This is a genomic window from Nocardia sputi (genome assembly GCF_023501985.1).
Genome location: NZ_JAMFLC010000026.1, coordinates 62,123 through 82,982 on the forward strand (window position 1 = coordinate 62,123; position 20,860 = coordinate 82,982).

17 protein-coding genes and 1 pseudogene are annotated in these 20,860 nt (G+C 65.1%); 7 read left to right on the forward strand and 11 right to left on the reverse strand.

Going from position 1 to position 20,860, the window contains the following annotated elements; all coding sequences use genetic code 11:
* The first annotated feature begins 262 nt into the window (after positions 1–262).
* A complete protein-coding gene (locus M8859_RS29845) occupies positions 263–1,459 on the forward strand; it encodes a L,D-transpeptidase (protein WP_249645184.1) in 1,197 nt (398 codons plus the stop codon).
* A gap of 808 nt (positions 1,460–2,267) precedes the next feature.
* On the opposite strand, the gene M8859_RS29850 is transcribed toward M8859_RS29845, so the two are convergent.
* Positions 2,268–2,882, reverse strand: coding sequence for a TetR/AcrR family transcriptional regulator (locus M8859_RS29850; protein ID WP_249645185.1), 615 nt, complete (start codon positions 2,880–2,882; stop codon positions 2,268–2,270).
* 89 nt (positions 2,883–2,971) lie between these two features.
* Between M8859_RS29850 and M8859_RS29855 the strand changes: the two genes are divergently transcribed.
* Together M8859_RS29855 and M8859_RS29860 are read left to right on the forward strand one after the other, a co-directional pair.
* Positions 2,972–3,376: a nuclear transport factor 2 family protein gene (locus M8859_RS29855; protein ID WP_159928518.1), complete on the forward strand. Its 405-nt coding sequence runs from the start codon at positions 2,972–2,974 to the stop codon at positions 3,374–3,376.
* A complete protein-coding gene (locus tag M8859_RS29860; protein WP_249645186.1) occupies positions 3,373–3,873 on the forward strand; it encodes a DUF3237 domain-containing protein in 501 nt (166 codons plus the stop codon). Before M8859_RS29855 ends, M8859_RS29860 begins: the two co-directional genes overlap by 4 nt.
* Positions 3,874–4,019: 146 nt before the next feature.
* On the opposite strand, the gene M8859_RS29865 is transcribed toward M8859_RS29860, so the two are convergent.
* The 6 genes and pseudogenes from M8859_RS29865 to M8859_RS29890 form a co-directional block, all read right to left on the reverse strand.
* A complete protein-coding gene (locus M8859_RS29865) occupies positions 4,020–5,258 on the reverse strand; it encodes a lipase family protein (protein ID WP_159928514.1) in 1,239 nt (412 codons plus the stop codon).
* 910 nt (positions 5,259–6,168) lie between these two features.
* Positions 6,169–6,654 (reverse strand): hypothetical protein, encoded by a 486-nt coding sequence (locus M8859_RS29870; RefSeq protein ID WP_236565642.1) that lies wholly within the window; start codon positions 6,652–6,654, stop codon positions 6,169–6,171.
* A 183-nt stretch (positions 6,655–6,837) separates the two neighbouring features.
* The gene (locus M8859_RS29875; RefSeq protein ID WP_195071866.1) at positions 6,838–7,509 is read right to left on the reverse strand and encodes a chymotrypsin family serine protease; all 672 of its coding nucleotides are present in this window, start codon (positions 7,507–7,509) and stop codon (positions 6,838–6,840) included.
* A 271-nt stretch (positions 7,510–7,780) separates the two neighbouring features.
* A pseudogene (locus M8859_RS29880) lies at positions 7,781–8,640 on the reverse strand (haloalkane dehalogenase).
* Positions 8,641–9,058: 418 nt separating this feature from the next.
* Positions 9,059–9,925 carry a Vgb family protein gene (locus tag M8859_RS29885; protein WP_249645187.1) on the reverse strand — a complete coding sequence of 289 codons (867 nt, stop codon included), beginning with the start codon at positions 9,923–9,925 and terminating at the stop codon, positions 9,059–9,061.
* Complete coding sequence (locus M8859_RS29890; protein WP_195141024.1) at positions 9,922–10,563, reverse strand: CatB-related O-acetyltransferase; 642 nt, start codon at positions 10,561–10,563, stop codon at positions 9,922–9,924. Before M8859_RS29890 ends, M8859_RS29885 begins: the two co-directional genes overlap by 4 nt.
* Before the next feature lie 431 nt (positions 10,564–10,994).
* Here M8859_RS29890 and M8859_RS29895 point away from each other — a divergent pair, with 431 nt between their 5' ends.
* The 3 genes from M8859_RS29895 to M8859_RS29905 all read left to right on the forward strand — a co-directional run bounded on the left by M8859_RS29895 (position 10,995) and on the right by M8859_RS29905 (position 13,499).
* The gene (locus M8859_RS29895) at positions 10,995–11,273 is read left to right on the forward strand and encodes a helix-turn-helix transcriptional regulator (protein ID WP_159928504.1); all 279 of its coding nucleotides are present in this window, start codon (positions 10,995–10,997) and stop codon (positions 11,271–11,273) included.
* Positions 11,270–11,806: a hypothetical protein gene (locus tag M8859_RS29900; protein WP_195141023.1), complete on the forward strand. Its 537-nt coding sequence runs from the start codon at positions 11,270–11,272 to the stop codon at positions 11,804–11,806. The genes M8859_RS29895 and M8859_RS29900 overlap by 4 nt, the downstream gene beginning before the upstream one ends.
* Positions 11,807–11,981: 175 nt before the next feature.
* A complete protein-coding gene (locus M8859_RS29905; protein WP_249645188.1) occupies positions 11,982–13,499 on the forward strand; it encodes an aminotransferase class V-fold PLP-dependent enzyme in 1,518 nt (505 codons plus the stop codon).
* 261 nt (positions 13,500–13,760) lie between these two features.
* Here M8859_RS29905 and M8859_RS29910 read toward each other — a convergent pair whose 3' ends face one another.
* From M8859_RS29910 to M8859_RS29925, 4 genes are all read right to left on the reverse strand, one after another.
* The gene (locus M8859_RS29910; protein ID WP_159928500.1) at positions 13,761–14,309 is read right to left on the reverse strand and encodes a hypothetical protein; all 549 of its coding nucleotides are present in this window, start codon (positions 14,307–14,309) and stop codon (positions 13,761–13,763) included.
* Positions 14,310–14,544: 235 nt separating this feature from the next.
* Positions 14,545–16,623, reverse strand: coding sequence for an FAD-dependent oxidoreductase (locus M8859_RS29915; RefSeq protein ID WP_249645189.1), 2,079 nt, complete (start codon positions 16,621–16,623; stop codon positions 14,545–14,547).
* Positions 16,624–16,902: 279 nt separating this feature from the next.
* The gene (locus M8859_RS37015) at positions 16,903–17,352 is read right to left on the reverse strand and encodes a MarR family winged helix-turn-helix transcriptional regulator (protein ID WP_223515178.1); all 450 of its coding nucleotides are present in this window, start codon (positions 17,350–17,352) and stop codon (positions 16,903–16,905) included.
* A 354-nt stretch (positions 17,353–17,706) separates the two neighbouring features.
* A complete protein-coding gene (locus tag M8859_RS29925) occupies positions 17,707–17,880 on the reverse strand; it encodes a hypothetical protein (protein ID WP_195141021.1) in 174 nt (57 codons plus the stop codon).
* Between the two features lie 697 nt (positions 17,881–18,577).
* On the opposite strand from M8859_RS29925, the gene M8859_RS29930 reads away from it, so the two are divergent.
* On the forward strand, positions 18,578–20,833 hold the full coding sequence (locus M8859_RS29930; RefSeq protein WP_249645191.1) for a SulP family inorganic anion transporter: 2,256 nt from the start codon (positions 18,578–18,580) through the stop codon (positions 20,831–20,833).
* The last annotated feature ends 27 nt before the right edge of the window (positions 20,834–20,860 follow it).

Below are 20,860 nucleotides of genomic sequence, written 5' to 3' on the forward strand. Positions count from 1 at the left end.
CAGCAGACGCGGGGAGTCCTCCGAGATCGAGACACCTACGGAACCACCGCCGTCTGCGCAGTCGAAGCGGCCCGGCTCGATGCCGACCGCCACCGCGCCCGCCGCCACATCCCGTTTTACGGGGCCCGGATCGATCGAGGAACGGTATCGGTTGTGCGGCGGATCGGTGGAGATGGTGGTCGTCGGTACCACGGCCGGCGCGTAGCAGCCGCATGCTGGGCGGACAGAGGTCGGCCCAGCACCCGGAGAAGGGAGATGGACGGTGGCATTGGGACGTCGTCGGCTGCTGATCGGTTTCGCCGGTGCGGGCGGTCTCACCCTGGCCGGATGGGGATGGTCACGAGAACTCGCGTCACCACCCAAACCCGCCACCATCCGATTCGATCCCCCACCCGGCACCCACGATGTCGAAGCGCGCCACCCCGGCACGATCACCGTCACCGACGGGACGCTGCGGTCGGTCGAATGGATCGATGAAACGGGTAGATCGCTGCCGGGCGCAGCGGCACCCGACCAGCGAACCTGGACGAGCACCGAACCACTCGGCTACGGACACACCTACACCGCCACAGCGGTGGCTCACGGCGAAACCGGCGACGTCACCGCGACGGCAACCTGCACCACGGTGGCACCGCAACAGCTCATCGACGTCTCCCTCCGCTCCGCCAATCTCATCGAGCTGGCCGAAAACGACATCTATGGAGTAGGTTTCGTGCTCGTCGCCCATTTCGATGAACCCGTCGATCGGGCAGCCGCGGAACGCCACCTGAAGGTCACCACCCAGCCGGCCGTCACCGGTGCCTGGTACTGGCTCGACGATCACAACGCACACTGGCGGCCGGAGCATTATCACGCACCGAGAACCCGGATCACGGTCGCGGCCGAACTCTTCGGCCGCGCGCTCGGCGAGGGCCGCTACGGCGTGCGTGACCAACGGGTTTCGGTGATCATCGGGCCCTCGCACGTCGCGATCGCCGACGACGACACCAAGCAGATCGAGGTCTTCGACAACGGAAACCTCGTGCGCACCATGCCCACCTCGATGGGCATGGGCGGCACCGCGGTCGTCGACGGCACAGTCATGTCGTTCTGGACTCGCCCCGGCATCTACACCGTGCTGGACCGGAATGACCCGGTGATCATGGACTCCGCCAGCTACGGCCTGCCCACCAACTCCGCGCTCGGCTACCGCACGAGCATCAACCACGCGGTCCGAATCAGCCACGACGGAATCTTCGTGCACGAATTGGCTGCGAGCATGTGGGCCCAAGGCAATACCAACGTCTCACACGGCTGCCTGAACCTCTCCCCTGCCGACGCCACATGGTTCTACGACTTCGTCATCCCCGGCGACGTCGTCGAGGTCCGCAACACCGGCGGCGACCCCCTCGATATCTGGCACAACGGCGACTGGAGCATCCCGTGGACCGACTGGCTTCGCGGTGGCGCCCACCGATGAACACGACTCTCCGACAGTGCACGGACCGGACGCCAGCGACCCGCCACCTGCCCAGTCGGCAACCCTACTGCCCGCGACGCCCTGTGACGTGGGAAGGCGACTGCCGCCACAGAGATACGGCCGGTCACCAATTCCAGCGGGGCCTGTGCAGCGGGAACCGCGATCAACTCACCCGATGCCGCTCCGGGTGGTGGAAAGCAGTGACACCATGGTGCCCAGCAGTAGCCAGTCGCGTCTGCGGGAACTGGTTGAACACGAGCTGGACGATCCGCTCTCGGCGGGGCCGCACAAGGTGCGCGCGGTGCGACCCCTATAGGCCCCATGCCCGCTGAACGAACGGCCTGGACGGCAGCGGCGACTCGAGATCTGCCCAGCATCGAAAGATTCGCCGAGATCGCCGCGGTGTATCGGTCGTGGGCATCCCGCACAGCCTGGCGCATGGTGTCGATGCCTTCGGCGACATCGGTTGCCCCCGTGTGCCATTCCCGGAAAGCATCGACCTGGCATCCGCGGCGGCACCGTTCCAGTTCTGCTGAACGGCGGAGATGCGTTGCTGCAGTCCGTCGAGGCTGTCATCGCGGAATTCGCCGGACTCGGCAACGGATCGCACCGGCGGCTACCCGCACCAGCTCAGCGAACGCCGTGCTGGTGTCCGTCGCTGCAGTGTCCGGCTTCTGCTCGATGGTCTCCAAGGTTGCTCAACTCCTCGCCCACGAGCTGCAAGTAGTTGAGGCATGGCGTCGTTCCACCTGGGGCGCCTCAACTTCGTGAGACGGCATCGCGTGGGCCTTGTATCGTTCCGGGGCAATTATCGGCTGGGCGACGCTGCATCACCCGATTGCTGCTTGCCGTCCAATAGACGGTTGACCGCCTTGCGGGCGCGCGTCAGGGCGTCCTCGCGGCGGAGAAGCTGGCGATCGTGATTCGCCTGAAGCACCATGGCATGTAGTTCGAAGACGAGCTGCTCGACGTCTGTGCCTGGTGGAAGCTCCCGAAGGCGCACGGCGAGTTCGACGTCGCGTTGGAGCAGGGCGTCGGCTCGGGCGACGGCGTCCGCGACCGCGTCTCGGACGGGTCCCGACCGGCCGTCGAGTTCGCTTGCGGCAGCGACGAAGAGGCATCCGCCCTCGAATGTCTCCAGGTAGTCGATCCACAACGACATCAGCGCCCGCAGTCGCGCGAGCCCGGCCGGCTCCCGCTCGGCGGGCAGCAGTACATCATGCTCGAAGACCCGCGCTGCCGCCGCGACGATCGAGAGTTGGAGTTCCTGCTTCGTGCCGAAGAGGGCCTGGATGCCGCTCTTGCTGGTGCGCACAGCCTCCGCCAAGCGTCCTAGCGTCAGACCCTCGATGCCTTCGACCGACGCGATGTGCATCGCGCGATCGACGATCGCGCCGCGGCGGGCGTCACCTGTGCGAGTCATGAATACGATCGTACCTGACTATACGATCGGACGTATTGACGTATACGATCGTATCGCCTAGCGTCGTCGTATTCGACCTGAGGAGTTCCATGACAACCCCATCCACGGCACTGGATCCTTCCGCGATCGCGAAGCGCTATTTCGCCGCTTGGGAGGCGCACGACATCGACGCGATCGTCGCTCTCCACACCCCCGATTCGCAGTTCCAGGCCCATGGACGCGGTGCCGCAGTCCATGGCCGCGAAGCCCTGCGGCGCGAGTTCGCGTACGTCTTCGAGCTCTACCCGGGCTTCGGCTTCGAGCAGCGACGCTTGCTGTTCGGCAGCGGGCATTGGGTTCTGGACTGGACGCTGACCTTCCAGCGGCCCGGGGAAGATCGTCGGGGCGTCCACTGCCTCGACGTCGTCGAGGTGGCATCCGACGGCCTCGTCACGCGCAAGGACACTTTCTTCGACTTCGCCGAGCTGAAGGCCGCGTTCGAGGAGGCCGCATGACCACCGCCGAGACGACCACGCCGATATTCGACCGGCCGTTGCTCGATGCGTTGCCGGTCGAGCATCTCTGCGATCTCAGCATCGACCTGGAACCAGCCCAAGTGATTTCGACCCCGCTCGGTACCCGTATGACTTTCGTGACCAAGGGCGGCCGTTTCAACGGGCCGGGCTTCCGGGGTGAAATGCTGCCCGGGGGCGGTGACTGGGTGTGGCTGGGAGCCGACGGGATCAGTCGCATGGACGTTCGCGCGACCCTGCGCACCCACGACGGTGTCCTCATCCACTACGAGTCGAACGGAGTACTCCGGTTCCCGCCCGATGGTCGTCAGCGTCTGGCCGACGGGCACCGGCTATCGATCGATGAGAGCTATGTGCGACCGACGCCGAGGTTCGAGACCTCCGACGAGCGTTACTCGTGGCTGTGCGGACTGGTCGTGGTCGGCTACGGCGAATACGGTCACGGCCGCATCGACCATCGGATGTATCGGATTCTGTAAGGAGCACTTCGCCCCGACGCGCGACCTCGTCGACCTTTCTGTTGTCGCCGGAGTCTACCGCCACGTCCTGCCTCCGGTGGAGCGCTTTCACGCTCCACCCGGATCGAAGCTCGCGTGCCACCGAGTGCGGGGCCCGGGGCATCAGTTCATGCGGCGGTGGGGTCGAACTCGGCGGTGACGCGGTCCGCGAGTTTCTTGGCTTCGGGGCTGTCGTGGTCGGTGGGCAGCTCCACGGGCTGTCCGTTGATCGGGATGGTCACCGGCCGACGGTTCGCCAGTACCTTTCCGGCACCGTCGCCGAGCGGTAGACCGGCCAAGGCCAGGATGCGGTTCATCACGGTGTCGGTGCCGACCGGCGGGAGGGCTACGACGCCCTGCGGCCACTGAACGCCTTTGATTTCGAAGAAATCATGGTAGCCGTCTATGTGCTGGTACCCCACCTGTCCGAAGTACAAATCATCCGGCGTCGAGCCTTGCGCTTGACTTATCTCATTGTTGAACGTGCCTTGGAACACGCTGGTGGGGTCGAAGTGTGCGTATTGGCCTGATACGGACGCCTGCGTCTTGAGCAAGTCGAAGACAACTTTCATACCATCGGGAGCAGGCTGGTTGTTCTTGGAGTAGAGAGCCTTGGCGCCATCGATGTCGGGCGGGTTCCACATGTGCGGGACGATGTCGAGGTCGTTGGCGTAGCGCTGCACTCGTTGCAGGCGTTGGCTGGTGTAGTTGACGAATTCCTGATTGCAGAAACTCGGTCCGGCGGTCGAGAGCACGCTGATCCTGGCTTTCTCGGAATTGTCCCATAGCCACTGGGTGTCGCGCAGGAACAGGGCCAGTGTGGGTGATAGGGCACCACCGAGGCTGTGGCCGGTGACGGTCAGCTCGATCGCCTTGTCGCCGAGCGTGCTCAGGAACTCGGGCAAGGTGTGACCGGCACCGGGACGGGGCCCGGAGGGTTTGAGATTTATGAGGGTTTTCACCCCGATGGCCGTGCCGATCGTGTGCATGGCGGCGCTATTCGCGAACCACGGGGTCTGGAGAATGAAGGAGTCCTCGACGAGCCAGTCGAACACCAGTGCATCACTGCTGCCGGCCATGGCGATCACGTACCGGGAGCGATCCTCGATGCTTCGCACCATGTAGAGGGCGTTGACCGCGTACAAGTCGGTGTCGAACAACGCGACTCCCGGACCCCAGACGATCTCCCACCCTCCGATGACCTCCTGGTTGGTGTCGAGATACTGCTGTATCTTCTGATAGAGCGTCCCCTCCAGGTCGCTGTCTTCCTTGCTGATGCTGTTGACCAGATTCGCGTACTCGCACAGCTGGTATGTGATCTTGTCTTGCAGAGTCGGCTCGTTGATCGTCGTGGATTGTGCAGTCATGTTCCGCTCCTTGCCGTATGAGTTTCACCCGAAACAGAGAGGAGAAAAGCGTTGACGCGAATTCACACGCCACGTCCGTATCGGGGACAGAACATCCCGTACCGGTAGCTGTTGATACGAGTCCAGATGACTCACCACCCATGCGGGCGAATCACCTGCCTGTCCGGGACCTGACGTTGCAGCTGAATCCTCCTGAAATTTCCAGGAACCCGTTGCGCCGAACTACGCGCAGAACAAAGAGAGCGTACGAATAATTGATCGAGTTGCGCTTCACACCTTCCGGATGAAACACGGAGCACCGTCTACGAGCACCGGACGGTAGGTCCCGCGTGGCCACCTGGAAACTTGCTCACTTGGCTATCCGGCCCGCAGATCCGTATGGCGCCGACCTCGCGCAGATCGGCGAGCATGCCGGTCGAGCCATTTCACCGTGATCTCCGGCCGATCAGAGCCACCAGCCGGCATGCAGCCACGCGATGGACGAGTCGAGCGCGATCGGGAGTGTTCCGAGCCGCTGTGAGGGCGACCTTCCGCGCCGCACGTCGGCGGCTTCGAGATGTGCAGTTGCAGGTATCACGGTGCGGCTGGTCGACCACGAACGGATTTCAGGTTTCGCGATCCATTCCTCACTGCAGCTGACATGCCAGAGATCGGGTCGTCGAGCGGTCGACGAGGCGGATGAGATCCCAGCGTTTGAAGGGTGTTGTCTGCGCCGATGGTGTACAGCGTCCGGCTATCCGCGCTGAGTGCGAGTCGTGTGATCTCACCGTTGTGAGCGTGGATCGAGCCGCCCAGCCGGAGCCGTCCGTTGTCGCTGATGAACAAGGCCGAGAGCGTGCCGTCGTGTCGGAGCCTTCGAGCTACTGACCTGATCGCGCACAGTCGCGTAGGCAGCTGGTGGTCACCGCGCTCAGCTCAGCGTGAACGTCGCCGTCCCCGAGATCTGCTCCAACTCCCTGTCGTTCGCGTCCAGCGCGACGATGCGAGCCTCCACCCGGCCGGCGCCCGGCGCAGTGCCGAAACCGACGATCACGCCGTCCACCGTGTTCTGGACGACGCCGTTCACGACGCGGTGCTGCTGCCCGTCCGCGTACCCCGTATCCAGGTTCTTGAAGCGAACAGCGACCTTCCAGTCCGAGCAGCTCTCCCCGGTCTGGGTGACGTTCACCCGCACGCCGAACGTGCCGGGCTTCTCCTGCCGCACGGTGACCGCGTCGATGATCGCGGAGCAGCTGGTCGGAACCAGGCGTGTCAGGGTCGGCGAGAACGGAAAGCCCGGATCATGCGGAATGGCGGTAGACGGCGCCGCGAGCCCGACCACCCCGGCGGCGGTCACCGCTGCGATGACACCGGCGCGGACCGAAAACTGTTGCAGCTGCCCGTGAGTGAGAGTCATGGACGGTTTGTCGGGTCACCGGCAGATGTTGTTACTTAGGTGCGATCGTTGGGGACGCGACACCATGCTGGAGCGGCGCCGTTGGCTACGCCGCGCATTCGTCCTCGACGTATTCCCGATCCGGTGCGCATCGCCTTCGCTGGATACCCTCAGGCGGGCCGGGCGTCGATCGATTCGCGCGGATCAGATGGGGCGGAATCCGGCGCCTATGTCGTTGCGGGAGTCGATGTCGGTGACGATGGCGTTGATGTCGGTTCCTACCTCGGGCCCTAGACACCCCATGCCCAGGTAGGCGTTGACCATGCCGACCAGGGTCGAACCGATCACCACCGGCGCGCCGGAATCGCCTTTGAGCACGCACATCTGGGTCCAGGTGTCCCTGCTGTCGCCCATCATGTCGCCCCAGGCGACACCACAGGTTCGACCGGTAGTGCGGCCCTTCTTACAGACGACGTCGGGGAACTGCGCGGGAGCGCCGAGCCCGTCGATGCGGAACCCACCGACCTCCCGGGCGGGAACGACACGTGCGGAATCGAATTCGATGATCGCGTAATCCAGTTCGTGATCGGCGTGGACGAAGCGCCCCAGCACCCCGTAGCTGGGATAGGTCAGGGACGTGACGCGCGCCCCGGGTTCGCCACAATGGCCCGCCGTCAGACCTACCAACCGGCCGTCTGCGTCGTGGCCGATAGTGGTCAGCGTGCACTCGGCTTCGTCGTCGATCACGATTCCCGATCCACCGCCTATCGGCGGCAGCGGTAGCTGCGGAACAGCGACTGCCGCGCCTGCGCCGACCGAGACCGGGCCGCACGCCAGCGCCGCCGTGGCGACAACCTTCATCAGCGAATGAGTCATTGTTCCTCCAACCGGACCGAGCAGAGCTCCCGCGACTCGGCGCGTGCCGTACCCGGTACTGCCGTCGACAAACTCGACATCCGCATCGTCTCCCACGGCCGAAGTCCGAACCAAGCGCGTACTTTCGCGCGTCCAGCGGAACTACCCACGCCGACGAGGCGGAAACCGGTTGGTACATGTGGGAGATCGCGCGTGTACGCGCGGGCCGACTGCTCGGAGAGGGCCGCCATTGGCCGGGTTCCGGCGTCAACGCCTCGTGATCGGATCCCACTTACGAGAAACGCTTCGCGATCGCTTCCGTGATCGCACGCGGTTCGTGTTCCTGGATGAAGTGACGAGTGCGCGGCAACTCGACCACTTCGAGATCTGCGAAGGCGGCGCGCATTCGTGGGACACAGGCGCTCGGCCGGAAGACCATGTCACGCATTCCCCACACCAACAGGGTCGGCTTGTCGCCGAGCAGGGCAGGTACGTCCCGGGCGAGTCGCTCGAGCAGTGGACGCGCGGCACGAATCTGCCCGGGCATGACGGCGAGTCCGCGACGGGCTTCGGCGGTGGGTTGCACCGCGCGGTAGTGATCGGCCTCGGCCGCGGTGAGTTTGTGCTTCAGCTCAGCGAGCAACACGCGCTCGATGAGGAAGTTGTGTTCGAGTATCCGCCACTGCATCGGACGGCTGCTCATGATCATGCTGAACGCCCGGTTGGCGACTGCCTCGATCGGCCAGAACACGGTATTGCCAGAACGATCCCTCTCACCCGGTCCGCCCGCGCGGTGACCGCGCCCAGACCGATGGGTCCGCCCCAATCGTGTCCCATCACGACGAAGCCATCGAGTTGCAGATGATCGATGAACTCGCCGAGGACCGCGGTGTGCTCGGCGATGGTGTAGCCGAAACCCATGGGCCGTTCGGACAATCCGAAGCCCAGGTAGTCGACGGCGACACAGCGGTACCGATCGCGCAGGGCCTGCACGATGTGGCGGTAGAGGAAGCTCCACGCCGGAGCGCCGTGACAGAACAGGAACGTTGGTCCGGCCCCCTCGTCGATGTAGTGAACGCGGCCGACGGACGAGTCGAACCAGCGCGACGCGAATGGATACAGGTTCCCATCGGGAACAAAGTCGATCACCATTGAGCAGCCCCTCCCTCTGCGCGAGACTACATGCGCTGTCCCGCTCAGCACCGGCCCCTAGCCGATTGCGCCGAAGCCGCTCCCCCGGCGCTATCGCTGCCGGGCTCAATGGACCTTCAGTTGCTTCCACCCACGCGCCAACTGCATCCGAACGATCTCACCGACATGTCAACGCGGGCGCACGCGGTGCGGCCGGCTCGGCTGGTTGCCCCGTTCAGCGAGCACACGGCAGCGGAGTACTCCTGTCGGCGCGACCCCACAGCCACCGCGTCTCTCTCGGCCCCGACTTCCCCGGTGACAGCGCCACACGGAAGGGGAACTGCGACAGCCGGTGCGCCCGGACGCTTGTCGACGTGGCCGACCCGGCGTGGTCGGCGGTGGGGTGCAGGCAGGCGCACCTTCGTGCGGCAGTCGGCGGTCAAACCGTGATGCGGGCGAGTGCGCCGGTTTCGAGTGCCGTCCACAATGCACCGTCGGGACCGAGGGTGATGCCGTGCGGTTCGGCGCCGGGGATGGGCAGGTCGTATGTCTCGATCACGCCATCGGTGGTGATGGATCCGACACGGTTGCCGCCCCACTCTGTGAACCACAGTGCTTCACCCGGTCCGGCGGTGATGGCGTGCGGTCGGGCCGCCCGGTCGGGTAGCGGGAACTCGGTGACCTGGCCATGAGTGGTGATCCGACCGATCTGTCCGGCGGCGATCTCGACGAACCACAACGCGCCGTCCGGCCCCGCGGTGATCCCTACCGGCGCGGCGGCCTCGGTCGGTAGCGGGTGGACGGTGATGCTGCCGTCCATGTCGATCCGCCCGATGGCATTGGTCTGGTTCAAGGTGAACCACATTCCACTGTCCGGGCCGACGGTGATCGCGGACGGGAACGCGCCCGTGGTCGGGAGCGGGAACTCCGTAACCGCACCCTCGGTGGTGACCCGGCCGATGCGATCGGCGGTGGTCTCGGTGAACCACAACGCACCATCGGGTCCGGCGGCGATGCCGAACGGCCCACACTCCCGCAACGGAAACTCCGTGATCTCGCCTCCTGTCGTGATCCGGCCGATTCGGTGCGCCTGGTACTCCGTGAACCACAACGCACCGTCCGGGCCGGACGCGATGATCGTCGGCCCGCAGTCCAGGTCGAGTTGGTGGTTCTCCGGTTCACCGCCGGGCACCAACCTGCCGATCTGTCCACTCCGGACAAGCGTGTACCACAGGGCGTCATCCGGGCCCGTGGTGATCGCGTACGGGCCACCGCCGGGCACGGCGTTGTGTTGGATAGTGGTCATCGGATTCCCTCCGCGATGCGGACGATGTCGGCAGGAGAGCCGGCCATGATGGTGCGGGCGTGCTCGGTGACGAGTTCGGTCGGCCAGTCCCACCAGGCGGCGCGGAGCAGGCGCTCGATGTCGGCATCGTCGAAGCGTCGGCGGATCGGACGGGCCGGGTTCCCGCCGACGATCGTGTACGGCGGCACGTCCGCGGTGACCACCGCGCCGGTCGCGATGATCGCGCCGTCCCCGATGGTGGTACCGGGCATGACGGTGGCCTGGTAGCCGAACCACACGTCGTTGCCGACCACGGTATCGCCCCGGCTGGGCATGCCCATGACGATGTCGAGAGTCTTGTCAGCCCACTCACCACCGAACATGGTGAAGGGGAACGTGGACACGCCCACCGTCGGGTGCTCGGCGCCGGCCATCAGGAACCGCGTGCCAGCGGCTATCGCGCAGTATCTGCCGATGACCAGCCGCTCCGGACCGTAGGCGTAAAGCACGTTGCGGGACTGGAACTCCGTCGCGCCGTCCGGGTCGTCATAGTAGGTGTAGTCGCCGACCACGATCTTGGGCGAATTGATCAGCGGCGCGAGGAAAACCACCCGCTCGTGCGCAGGCAGGGGATGGACGGTCGTCGGATCAGGTGTCAACTTCCAGCTCCTGGTGAAGGGATGTCTGCGGGAAAGCTATCGAGGGAGTTGCGGACGCGGCGAGACGGCCCCTGCTCGGTGACCATCACGGCCGGCCCGACGATCACCGCCTGGCCGGCTCGTTGGTGTCGAACATGGTCATCACGCTACGGGCGGCGACGAGATAGGAATCTGTCACACCCTCGGCCTCCCCTTCGGGGCTCGCCGTCCTCGACGACGTCCCCAGCCGCAACCCTGGGCGAAGCCCTGCTGCGCTGCGGCATCTGAGCACCGAGGTTGCCGGGGTATCGACAAGTCAGCGAAATGCTGGTTCAGAGAACAATTGTGAGCATCACGCGACGCCCTCGCGGCTGCCGACGCCTACGTAGCTCACCGTCAGCGTGCTGCTTCCAACCTTGACGAACTGTTGGGTTTATGCAACATTTAGTTGTATGACCCCTGTGAGGCGTGGGAAAAATCTTCCTATTTACAACCGCATCGGGGTGTTACGCGCCGAGCGGAGAATGAGCCGGGCCCAGCTTGCCGAGGCGATCGAGGTGAATCCGCAGACGGTCGGGGCGCTGGAACGAGGCGATCACTATCCGAGTCTCGATCTGGCGCTGCGGATCTGCGATGTGTTCGGCCTGCCGGTCGAGGCGGTGTTCTCGCGGGAAGAATTCGCGCCGCTGTCCACGGCGGTCTACCGGAACGACGGAGGGGATATTCGATGACGCACCCGAACCTGCTGGAGCGCTACCAGGCTCGCCGGACACGCCGGTTCGAGGTCTACGCCGAGCGCTGGGCCCACATGTTGCCGCGGTGGCGGACGCGGCGCCGCCGCCGGTTGCTGGTGGTGGCCCTCGCGACGATGTTCCTGGCTCTGACGGTCGTCGCGGTGCTGATCGCGTGCGGTCTGGAGCGGGGACCCCTGCTGTGGGCGCCGATATGTCTGCTGTTCTTTCCGCTGTGGATATCGTTGCAGATCGTCTCGGGACGCCAAGCCGACGCGCCCGTCGGCGCTCTGGACGAATGGGAGATCGAGCAGCGCAACGCGGCTCGCTCAGTGGGGCTCACCCTCACCCAGACGCTGGCGATGATTCCTGCGATCTGGCTGATCGTCGTGGGCGGATTCACCGACCTCGACAATATCCAGTCCGCCTACGCGGGCGGGGTGATGCTGCTGACCGCGCTGCTTGTCGGCGGTTGCACCCCAACAATGATCCTGGCCTGGACCCGCCCCGACGCGGAAGCCGAGGACGAGTGATGAACCTGCTCGCCGGAGACTTGATGCTGCTGCTTCTCAACGAACGTACTGGGCGCTCAATGCGCCGACGTGTGTGGCGGGTCGTGTCGAGTCTGGCGGGCAACGGTTTCGTCCGAGCGACACGCATTGCCACCGCATCGGCACCGATCGGTGCGCCGACCTCTACCCTTTGACTGTGGCGACCACCCGTTCGGAGTTCCACACCCACCAGGACGTGAGTGCGTCCTGCGCCCTGTGCACACAGCCCGTGGACCATGCGCCGCCTCGGCATATGACTGCGGCGGAGTTTCGGGAACACGGTCGCGCGGTGGTGGATTGGGTGGCCGACTACTGGGAGCGGGTGGAGTCCCTGCCGGTGTTGTCGACGGTGCCGTCCGGTGCGGTGCGTGCGCAACTGCCGTCATCGCCACCGGAGTTGGGTGAGCCGTTTCCCGACCTGCTCGACGATATTGATCGCATTATCGTGCCCGGCTTGACGCATTGGCAGCATCCCGGTTTTTTCGCCTACTACCCGACGGGCGCGTCGGGTCCCGCGGCGCTGGCCGATCTGCTGGCCTCCGGATTGGGCGTGCAGGGGATGCTCTGGCAGACCAGTCCGGCCTGTACCGAGTTGGAACAGCATGTCCTCGACTGGCTTGCCGGGCTGATCGGCCTGCCCGAACGCTTCACCTTCGCAGGCACCGGCGGCGGCGTCGTTCAGGACAGTGCCTCCACCGCGATGCTGGTCACGCTGCTCGCGGCGCTGCACCGGGCCTCTGGCGGGCAGGTGGCCCAGGAGGGTATCGGCCTGGGGCGCTACGTCGTCTACACCTCCGCCGAGGCCAACTGCGGCTTCGAGAAGGTCGCGCGCACCACCGGTCTGGGCTCCTCGGCGGTGCGTTTCATCGAGACCAGCGCCGACCTCTCGATGGACCCGCAGGCACTGCGTGCCGCGATCGAACACGACGTGGGTCTCGGGTTCACTCCCGTGCTGGTGATGGCGACGGTAGGCACGACGTCCACTGGTGCGATAGATCCGGTGGGACTCATCGGCCCGGTCTGTCGCGAATACGGCGCCTGGCTGCATGTGGACGCCGCGTATGCGGGCGTCGCGGCGATCTGTCCGGAGCTGCGGTGGATCCATGCCGGCGTGGCCGAGTTCGCCGATTCGTATGCGACCAACCCGCACAAATGGCTGCTCACCGCCCTGGACTTCGACGCTTGCTACGTCGCGGATCGCGGCGCTCTGACCGGTGCGCTGTCGGTGCTGCCGGAATACCTGCGCAACGGTGCGAGCGAATCGGGTGCAGTAGTGGACTACCGGGATTGGCAGGTGCCGGTGGGACGTAGGTTCCGGGCGTTGAAGTTGTGGGCGGTGATCCGCTGGTACGGCGCGGCCGGGCTGCGCGAGCATATTCGGCACAGTGTGGCACTGGCCCAGCAGTTCGCCTCCTGGGTCGGAACGGATGAGCGCTTCGAAGTGCTGGCTCCGCATCCGCTGTCGCTGATCTGTTTCCGGTTGCGCGGAGACGATTCGGCGAATCGGGAACTGCTCGATGCGGTCAACGCGACCGGACGAGTGTTTCTGTCACACACGAGGGTTCGTGGTGCATTCGCACTTCGGCTGGCCATCGGCGGCACTGCCACCCGAGGCGAGCATGTCGCCGCCGCGTGGGCGCTGCTGAGTGAACGCGCTGGCAGCGCACGATACTGACTCGGCCGCGGTGATGCCGCGTTGCCCCGGAGGGGGTGGTTCGGCCACCGCTGCCGGCCGACTGTCTCGTTGCTGGCCCGATTGCCAGCCGGTTCACGCGGCGCCAGGTCGTCGGCAGCGGATGGGTGAGACGCAGCGGTGCACCCGCGTGACGCCGACCATCCGGCGCCATCACAGCAATCCGGTCCGGCGGCGCTGGACAGCGCGTACGTGAACGCCGCCGAAGCACCCTTCGGCGGCGTGCTCACCCATCTCGGGCATTCAGTAGACGGTGAATGTGCCGACCAGCTCCGCTTCGGTGACGCCGGGACAGGATTGGTCGGTGGTCACGGTGTTGTCATCGGATGCGGTATGTCCCGCGTAGGTACCCGATACGATCACGATCGGGAACAAGGCCGGACCCGAGCCCTTGGATTTGCTCTGATTGCCCGCGGCCGCGCTGCTGATCGTGCTGGTGCTGCCATCGGACCAAGTGATGGTCCCGGTGCCCTGGTGGATGTTGACTTTCCCGTCGCACGATGCGACTTCGAAGCCCTGCTCGTCCATGCTCACCGGGTACGGCTGCCCCTCGTCGACGGCAGTCCCCGTACAGTCGGTGAATTGGGCGGTAGCCGTCCACTCGACCTTCGACGGCAACGAACCCAACCCCGATCCGGCCCAGTTCACAGTGCCGTGTTCGGTGCAGGTGATGATGGGGACCGCGGTAGTGCCACCGGGCGGCGCAGCGATGCCCGGGGCTGCGAACGGGATCACCCCGAGCGACGCGCTTGCGAGAACAACGGCTCCGGCCAGACGATATCGAGTGAACATGCGTCTCCTTGGTCGTTCCTGCTTGCCTGACGTCCGCTCCAGACATTAACCGGCTACCGACCGCGGAACCGGTTCCCCACGCCCCGCGGCGTTGCGGAGACGACCGGAAACTCGCAGTCCGGCCGCGCCTGCACACGACCAGGCGGCAGAGGCGAGCAACGCTGGCTATACCTCTCTCCGCGGTCGGACCGGCGCTACACCTGAAACGGGCTTGCTCCCCTGGACGGCGCGTGCGTCAGAACGCGATGTCGCCGCTGTGCCTGGACTGCAGCATTCGGCGTGCCCCCGTCAGTGCCGCGGCGCCGAGGACCCGTTCCAGTTGCTCCCAGCGGGTGACGAGGTCGGCGAGCATCATCATCATGACATCCGGGAATGCGTAGAGGAACGTTTTGTAACGGTAGTGGTCGAGGTAGTAGAGACGGACTGCGGTCACGGCGGTGACGGCGGCGGTTCTGGCGTCGAAGAACAGGTCGTGGCCGCCGAGGATACTGCCTCTGGCCAGTACGGCGCGGTCGTAGACACCGCCGAAATCGACCTCCACGTCACCCTCGGCGACGACGTAGACGCCGTGGGCGGTGTCGTCTTCGCGGCAGATGGGGTCGCCGGGGGCGTAGGTGAGTTCATCGAACATGGAGGCAAGGGTTTCGAGGTCGGCGTCGACAAGGGGCGCGAACAACGGCACGCCGAAGGGGTCCACACCATCGCTGAGGCACGCCACGCGAGCTCTCAGACAGTCGAAGCCGATATGCTTCATACGCATTCGCGCGAAGCGTTTCATGCGGTCGATATCGCGGCGCTGTCGGCGCGAGGTCTCGGTGCTCGGCGGGCTGTAGATCGACGGGTCATCGGCGATTCGGGCCGCTTCGCGTAGACCCGACTCGTAGGCACTGTGGACGCAACCCCAGTGATAACTGTTGGTCGCCTCGCCCGCGAAGAACAGGCGCGCGCCGACGGGTTCGGCGAGGGCGTCGAGGTCGCGAGGGGAAGCCTCGACACCGATGCAGGCGTAGGAACCGAGCGCGTAGGGATCCGATGACCACGCCGTTCGGGAAACATGCCTGGGCTCCGGAGTGTTCGTGCCGAAGATATCCCGCACGACGCCGACAGCGTAATCCTGGACCTCGAAATCGGTCCAAGACTCCGAGTCGCGCCCGAGCGATGCGCCGAGCAGCAGCACCAGAATCGGCTTACCGTGCGACTTCCACATGCTGATGACCACGGTCGGGTAACTGTCGGTCTCACGGCACAGATAACCGAAGACGTATTGCTCCGCAGGCCAGAAGATTCGGTCGTAGTGCAAGGCGATCTTGTTCAGCGTGCCGAACCCGACGCGGTCGATGGCATGACGTTTGGTTTCCGGCAGTAGCGGACTGAACTCGATCCCATTCGACTTGAGGACGCCTAGTGGTACGGTGACCAGAACCTTGTCGGCTTCGTAGACGCCGAGGTCGGTTGTCACCCGCACCGGCGTCGAGCCGTCGCCGGTCTCGATCCGGCGCACAACGGTTTCCAGTTCGATGGTCAGATCCTCGGCGAGTGCATCGACCACCGCCTGGTAGCCGCCGTGCAGGACGCTGTCGCCATAACCGTAGACGCGGTAGCCGTCTTCCCAGAACTTGAACGAGAGGCCGCCGGGATCCTCACCGACGTCCTCGCGCAGAATCACATTGAGGTGGTAGCGGATGCCCTGTTCATCGTCGTCAGTGTGGCCCGCTTCAGCGATGATTTGGTCGATGACCGCAGCGAGCGGCACATCGGGATGTCCGCTGCGCCGGGCGATCTCCGCGCGTCGCTCCAGTTCGTGGAGTAATTCGTCGGCGAGTTCCAGTGTCCGGTTCTTCACCGTCGCGGGGCTGATCTGCCGATCGGGTCCGAACAGCGTCAGGCTATCGAATCCACCGGTATAGGAACTGTCGCCGCCGACATAGCTATGCGGGATTTCGAGTTGTTCGACCAACTCTGTGATCGGATTGCCCTCCGTACCGTGTATCCAGTGCGCGCCCAGGTCGACACCGTCGCTGTCGGTCCAGATCCGGCCGCCGATCCGGCTGCGCGCCTCCAGCACGGTCACCGCATGGCCCCGCTTCTGAAGACATTGTGCCGCAGTCAATCCCGCGATACCCGCACCCACTACGAGCACGCTCGACGGCCTCTTTGCGATGGCAGCGTCGCCGATCGTTGCCTGCCCCGCGAGAGTGGGCTCCAAGCCATTGCTCGGTGAAAAATCACTCAGGTGCTCCATCGTCACAGTATCGGGGAAAGGCGTTGCGAGAGAGCACGTTCTACAATATTCGCATATTACCCAAGCGACCATTCGGAGATCCGAAACAGACAAGCTCCAAGTTTAAATCGGCTGACCCACCGGCGTTTCGATTTCACACCCGGTTCGGGGCGTGGGCCGCGGTGATGTGTGCGGCTTCCGCGGACCTTTCGGTGGCACTGGCGGTGGGGCAACCTACTGCTGGGGTGAGAGTTCACCCGTGGTTGGTCACGAAGTGTGCAGCGGGATCGCGACGACCTGATTTACCGACTGGCCGGTGAACAGTGTCGGCCCTGCGCTCGCCTGCCGTAGGCGGGTGCACGGCATGGATAGTCACCCGTAAGCGATTCTCTCCAGCAAATCCAGCGCTTCGTCCACCTTGTTCAGTTCGCCGGACGGCAAGCTCTCCGACAAAACCTGCGCGAGAGCGTTGTTCGGTGACCCCTGCTGCCCGCGCACCCAGGCCACGCCATCGTCGGTGAGCATCAGGTTCACCCGGCGTCCGTCGATCGGGTCGCGTACGCCGACGATCAGTCCCTGATCTCGTAACCCGTCGACGACATTGCGCATCGTCTGCGGGCGCAACATCTCCAGGCGAGCCAGATCGACAGCGGCCATGGCTCCGCATCGATGCAAGCGTCCCAGCACAGCCCACTGCGTCGCGGACAATCGACACTCGTTCGGATCCCTCCGGGTGCGCCGCAGAATTACGGTCAATGCAATGCGCAGACGGGCCGCCGTGGCGGCCAGTGCTGTGGCGTCCGTGGTATCAACGGCCAACATAAACTCCTACTCACCCGAGCGGGACAATCCATGGGTGGCGTCCGGCCTCGGCAACGTCGCGACGAGTGCTTGGTCGTCGTCGAGGGCCGATGGGCGGCCACAGGGAGCCCTGATCGCGCTCGGTGCCGTGCGGGTGCGCGAGTTGTTCGCCGGATCCCGGCTCTGCAGCACCCGCCCGGCGGGTGGTATCGAACCCACGCGGCCACCCGGCGCCCTGCCGGCAGTCGCTCGACCGGACGCCAGATCGATCTCGCTGTGCAGGCTGCGCGGCGGTGACGACGTCGAACTAAAAACACGCCGTCGTGCTCACCATGAACCATGCCGCCACCGCCGCGTGCTACTCGGGCTGGCCGGTTACAGGCAGAAGCTCAACTCGACAGGGCCGACCGGGATAGGGATGCATACTTCCACCGAGCCCGCGACCGGGGTTGCCGCGGAGGTATCCGCCGAGGCCGTGCCGACGCCGAGGGCGGTGGCGGACAGCGCGAATGCGACGACGGTGAGCGGGCGAATAATTCTCGAGTTCATACAGTCATCCTCAGTCGTGTTCATGTGGAATTCCCGGGTTCGGGACGGAACGATCAGATCACGAACTCGGGAGCCGTTGCACGTCGTTTTCCAGACTCTGTATATATAGATCAACTCTTTCCGAACCCGTCGTGGATCATCACAGTATCAAGTGGCATTCACACTTGCTGTGACCCGAATGTACACGATAGTTCAATCCATTGATTGTGGCATTTCGTCGCTGGCATCGAATATCTCCGAGGTCGCCAGGAAGTCTGCCGTGTCACACCCCGGACCTGCGCTGATAGGGGGAACTTCTGCACGGCGGCGGGTGCCAACTCGCCCATTCGCCGCATGCGGACGTCCGCAGTGGACGCGATGCGGGCCACACGGCAGTTGTGCAGCTGTTGTTCGTGCAGCATTCCCCTGGTTTGTCACCGCGCCCGCCGTCACATAGAAACTTGTTCCTGAAACCGACTTTTGTCGGTGGTGGTGCGTTGTGACGCCAGGGAAGAGGCTGTCGTTCGAAATAGAGCCTGTCACAAAAATCCGTTCGGCCCGCTTTTCGCTGCGCTATTGCCAGTACTTTGATCTTGGAAAACTCCCCATGCCTGAGAGGCTGCCGGACATTCGGAACCGTCGTCCCGCAGCTGCTTTCGATGCCTGAAGAACATGTTCCACCGACCGGACCGGCCCGTAGGCCTGGTGAAGGAGAAATATGTCCACCGACACCGATGCGACCCCTATATCGGACACCCCACCGGGAAGCCCCTGGTCCGAACGGCTTTCGTCGATCTCCCGCCATGATCTGCCCGCCTCGATCGTGGTGTTCCTTGTTGCCCTGCCCTTGTCGCTGGGCATTGCCATCGCCTCCGACGCTCCTCTCGCCGCCGGCCTGATCGCGGCCGCGGTCGGTGGCATCGTGGTCGGCTTCCTCGGTGGAAGCCCGATGCAGGTCAGTGGGCCGGCGGCCGGCCTCACCGTGGTCGTCGCCGATATCATTAACCAGTTCGGCTGGCAGACAACATGTTTCATTACCGCCGCAGCCGGCCTGTTGCAGATCGTGTTCGGAGTGAGCCGGATCGCGCGTGCCGCGCTGGCGATAGCGCCGGTCGTCGTGCATGCCATGCTCGCCGGTATCGGTGTCACCATCGCACTGCAGCAGGTGCACGTACTGCTGGGCGGGGCATCGCGTAGCTCGGCCTTCGAGAACATCAGCGAACTACCCGGTCAGCTGCTCAACCCGCACGGTGACGACTTCGTCATCGGCCTGATCGTCATCGGCATCATCGTCGCCTGGCGCCGGGTACCGGACAAGGTTCGCCTGATCCCCGGCCCGCTGGCCGCGGTGCTGGTGGGTACGGTGCTATCGCTGGTGCTGCCTGGCAATCCGGACCGCATCGAGATCGACAGCTCGCTGTTCACCGCCATCGGCCTGCCCGACCTGCCGAGCGGCAACTGGGGTGGGGTGGTGTCGGCGGTGCTTACCATCGCCCTCATCGCCAGCGTGGAGAGCCTGCTGTCAGCAGTGGCCGTGGACAAGCTGCACACTGGCAGGCGCACCAACTTCGACCGCGAGCTGCTGGCCCAGGGCGCGGCCAACATGACTTCCGGCATGCTCGGTGGCCTCCCGGTCACGGGTGTGATCGTGCGCAGCTCCACCAACGTGGCCGCCGGTGCGCGCACCAGGGCCTCGACGATTCTGCACGGTGTGTGGATTCTCGTGTTCTCCATTGCGCTCGTCGGCGTCCTACAGCAGGTCCCGAAGTCGGCGCTGGCCGGATTACTCATCGTGGTGGGCGTCCAGCTGGTGAAGCTGGCCCACATCCAGCTCGCCCATCGCACCGGCGACCTGGCGGTATACGCGGTGACCATGGTCAGCGTGGTGTTTCTGAACCTGCTCGAGGGCGTGCTGATCGGCCTGGCTATGGCGTTCTCGATTCTGCTGTGGCGAGTGGTGAAGGTATCGGTACAGGCCACACCGGTGGCGGGCACAGACCGCTGGATCGTCCGCGTCGACGGCACGTGCACGTTCCTGGCGCTGCCGAAGCTGACCAAGGAGCTGGCCACGGTGCCGGCGGGTTCCGACGTACTTGTCGAGCTGACCGTCGACTTCCTCGACCACGCCGGCTACGAGGCCATCCGCGATTGGGTCCGCCAGCACAAAAGTACCGGCGGGAACGTGGAATTCGTCGAGATCGGAACCGCGCGCATGGAACACGCCATGACCGGCCCGCCTCGGCGCGGCCGGGCGCGCGGCATTCTCGACGAGGTGCTCGTCCCGTGGCGCGAGCGCGACGGCGACGCGGTCGCAGCCGGCGTGGTCGCCTACCATCGCAGCCACGCCCACGTGATGCGGCCGCACCTGGATCAGCTGCGCGACCGGCAAGATCCGCACTCGCTGTTCCTCACCTGTGCCGACTCACGCATCGTGCCCAATGTGATCACCAACAGCGGTCCCGGTGACCTGTTCACCGTCCGCAACGTCGGCAACCTGCACCCCGCAGACGGATCGGACGCCTCGGTCGAGGCGGCCCTGTCCTTCGCGGTGGACAACCTGAAGGTGCACAACGTGGTGGTGTGCGGCCACTCCTCCTGCGGTGCCATGAAGGCCCTGCTGGCCGGCACCTCCGCGGGACCAGGACTGGACACCTGGCTCACCCATGCCCGCCCAAGCCTGGATGCCTACCGTGCCGGGCACCCGGTGCGAGCCGCTGCGGCGGCCGCGGGATACGACGAAACCGCCCAGCTGAGCATGGTCAACGTCGCCGTCCAGCTCGAGACCCTGCGACGCCACCCGGTGATCCGCCAGGCTGCCGCTGCCCGCGGCCTGACAGTATCGGGCCTGTTCTTCGACATCTCCACCGCCCGCGTGCTCGAGGTCACCACCGACGGCATCAGCGAAATCACCGACCAGGTCGCCGAACCGGTCATCGTGACCGGTCGGGTGCGAGTTCGCCGGTCCGTTGGATGAACTCACGCCGCGTGGTGGTGCCGACAC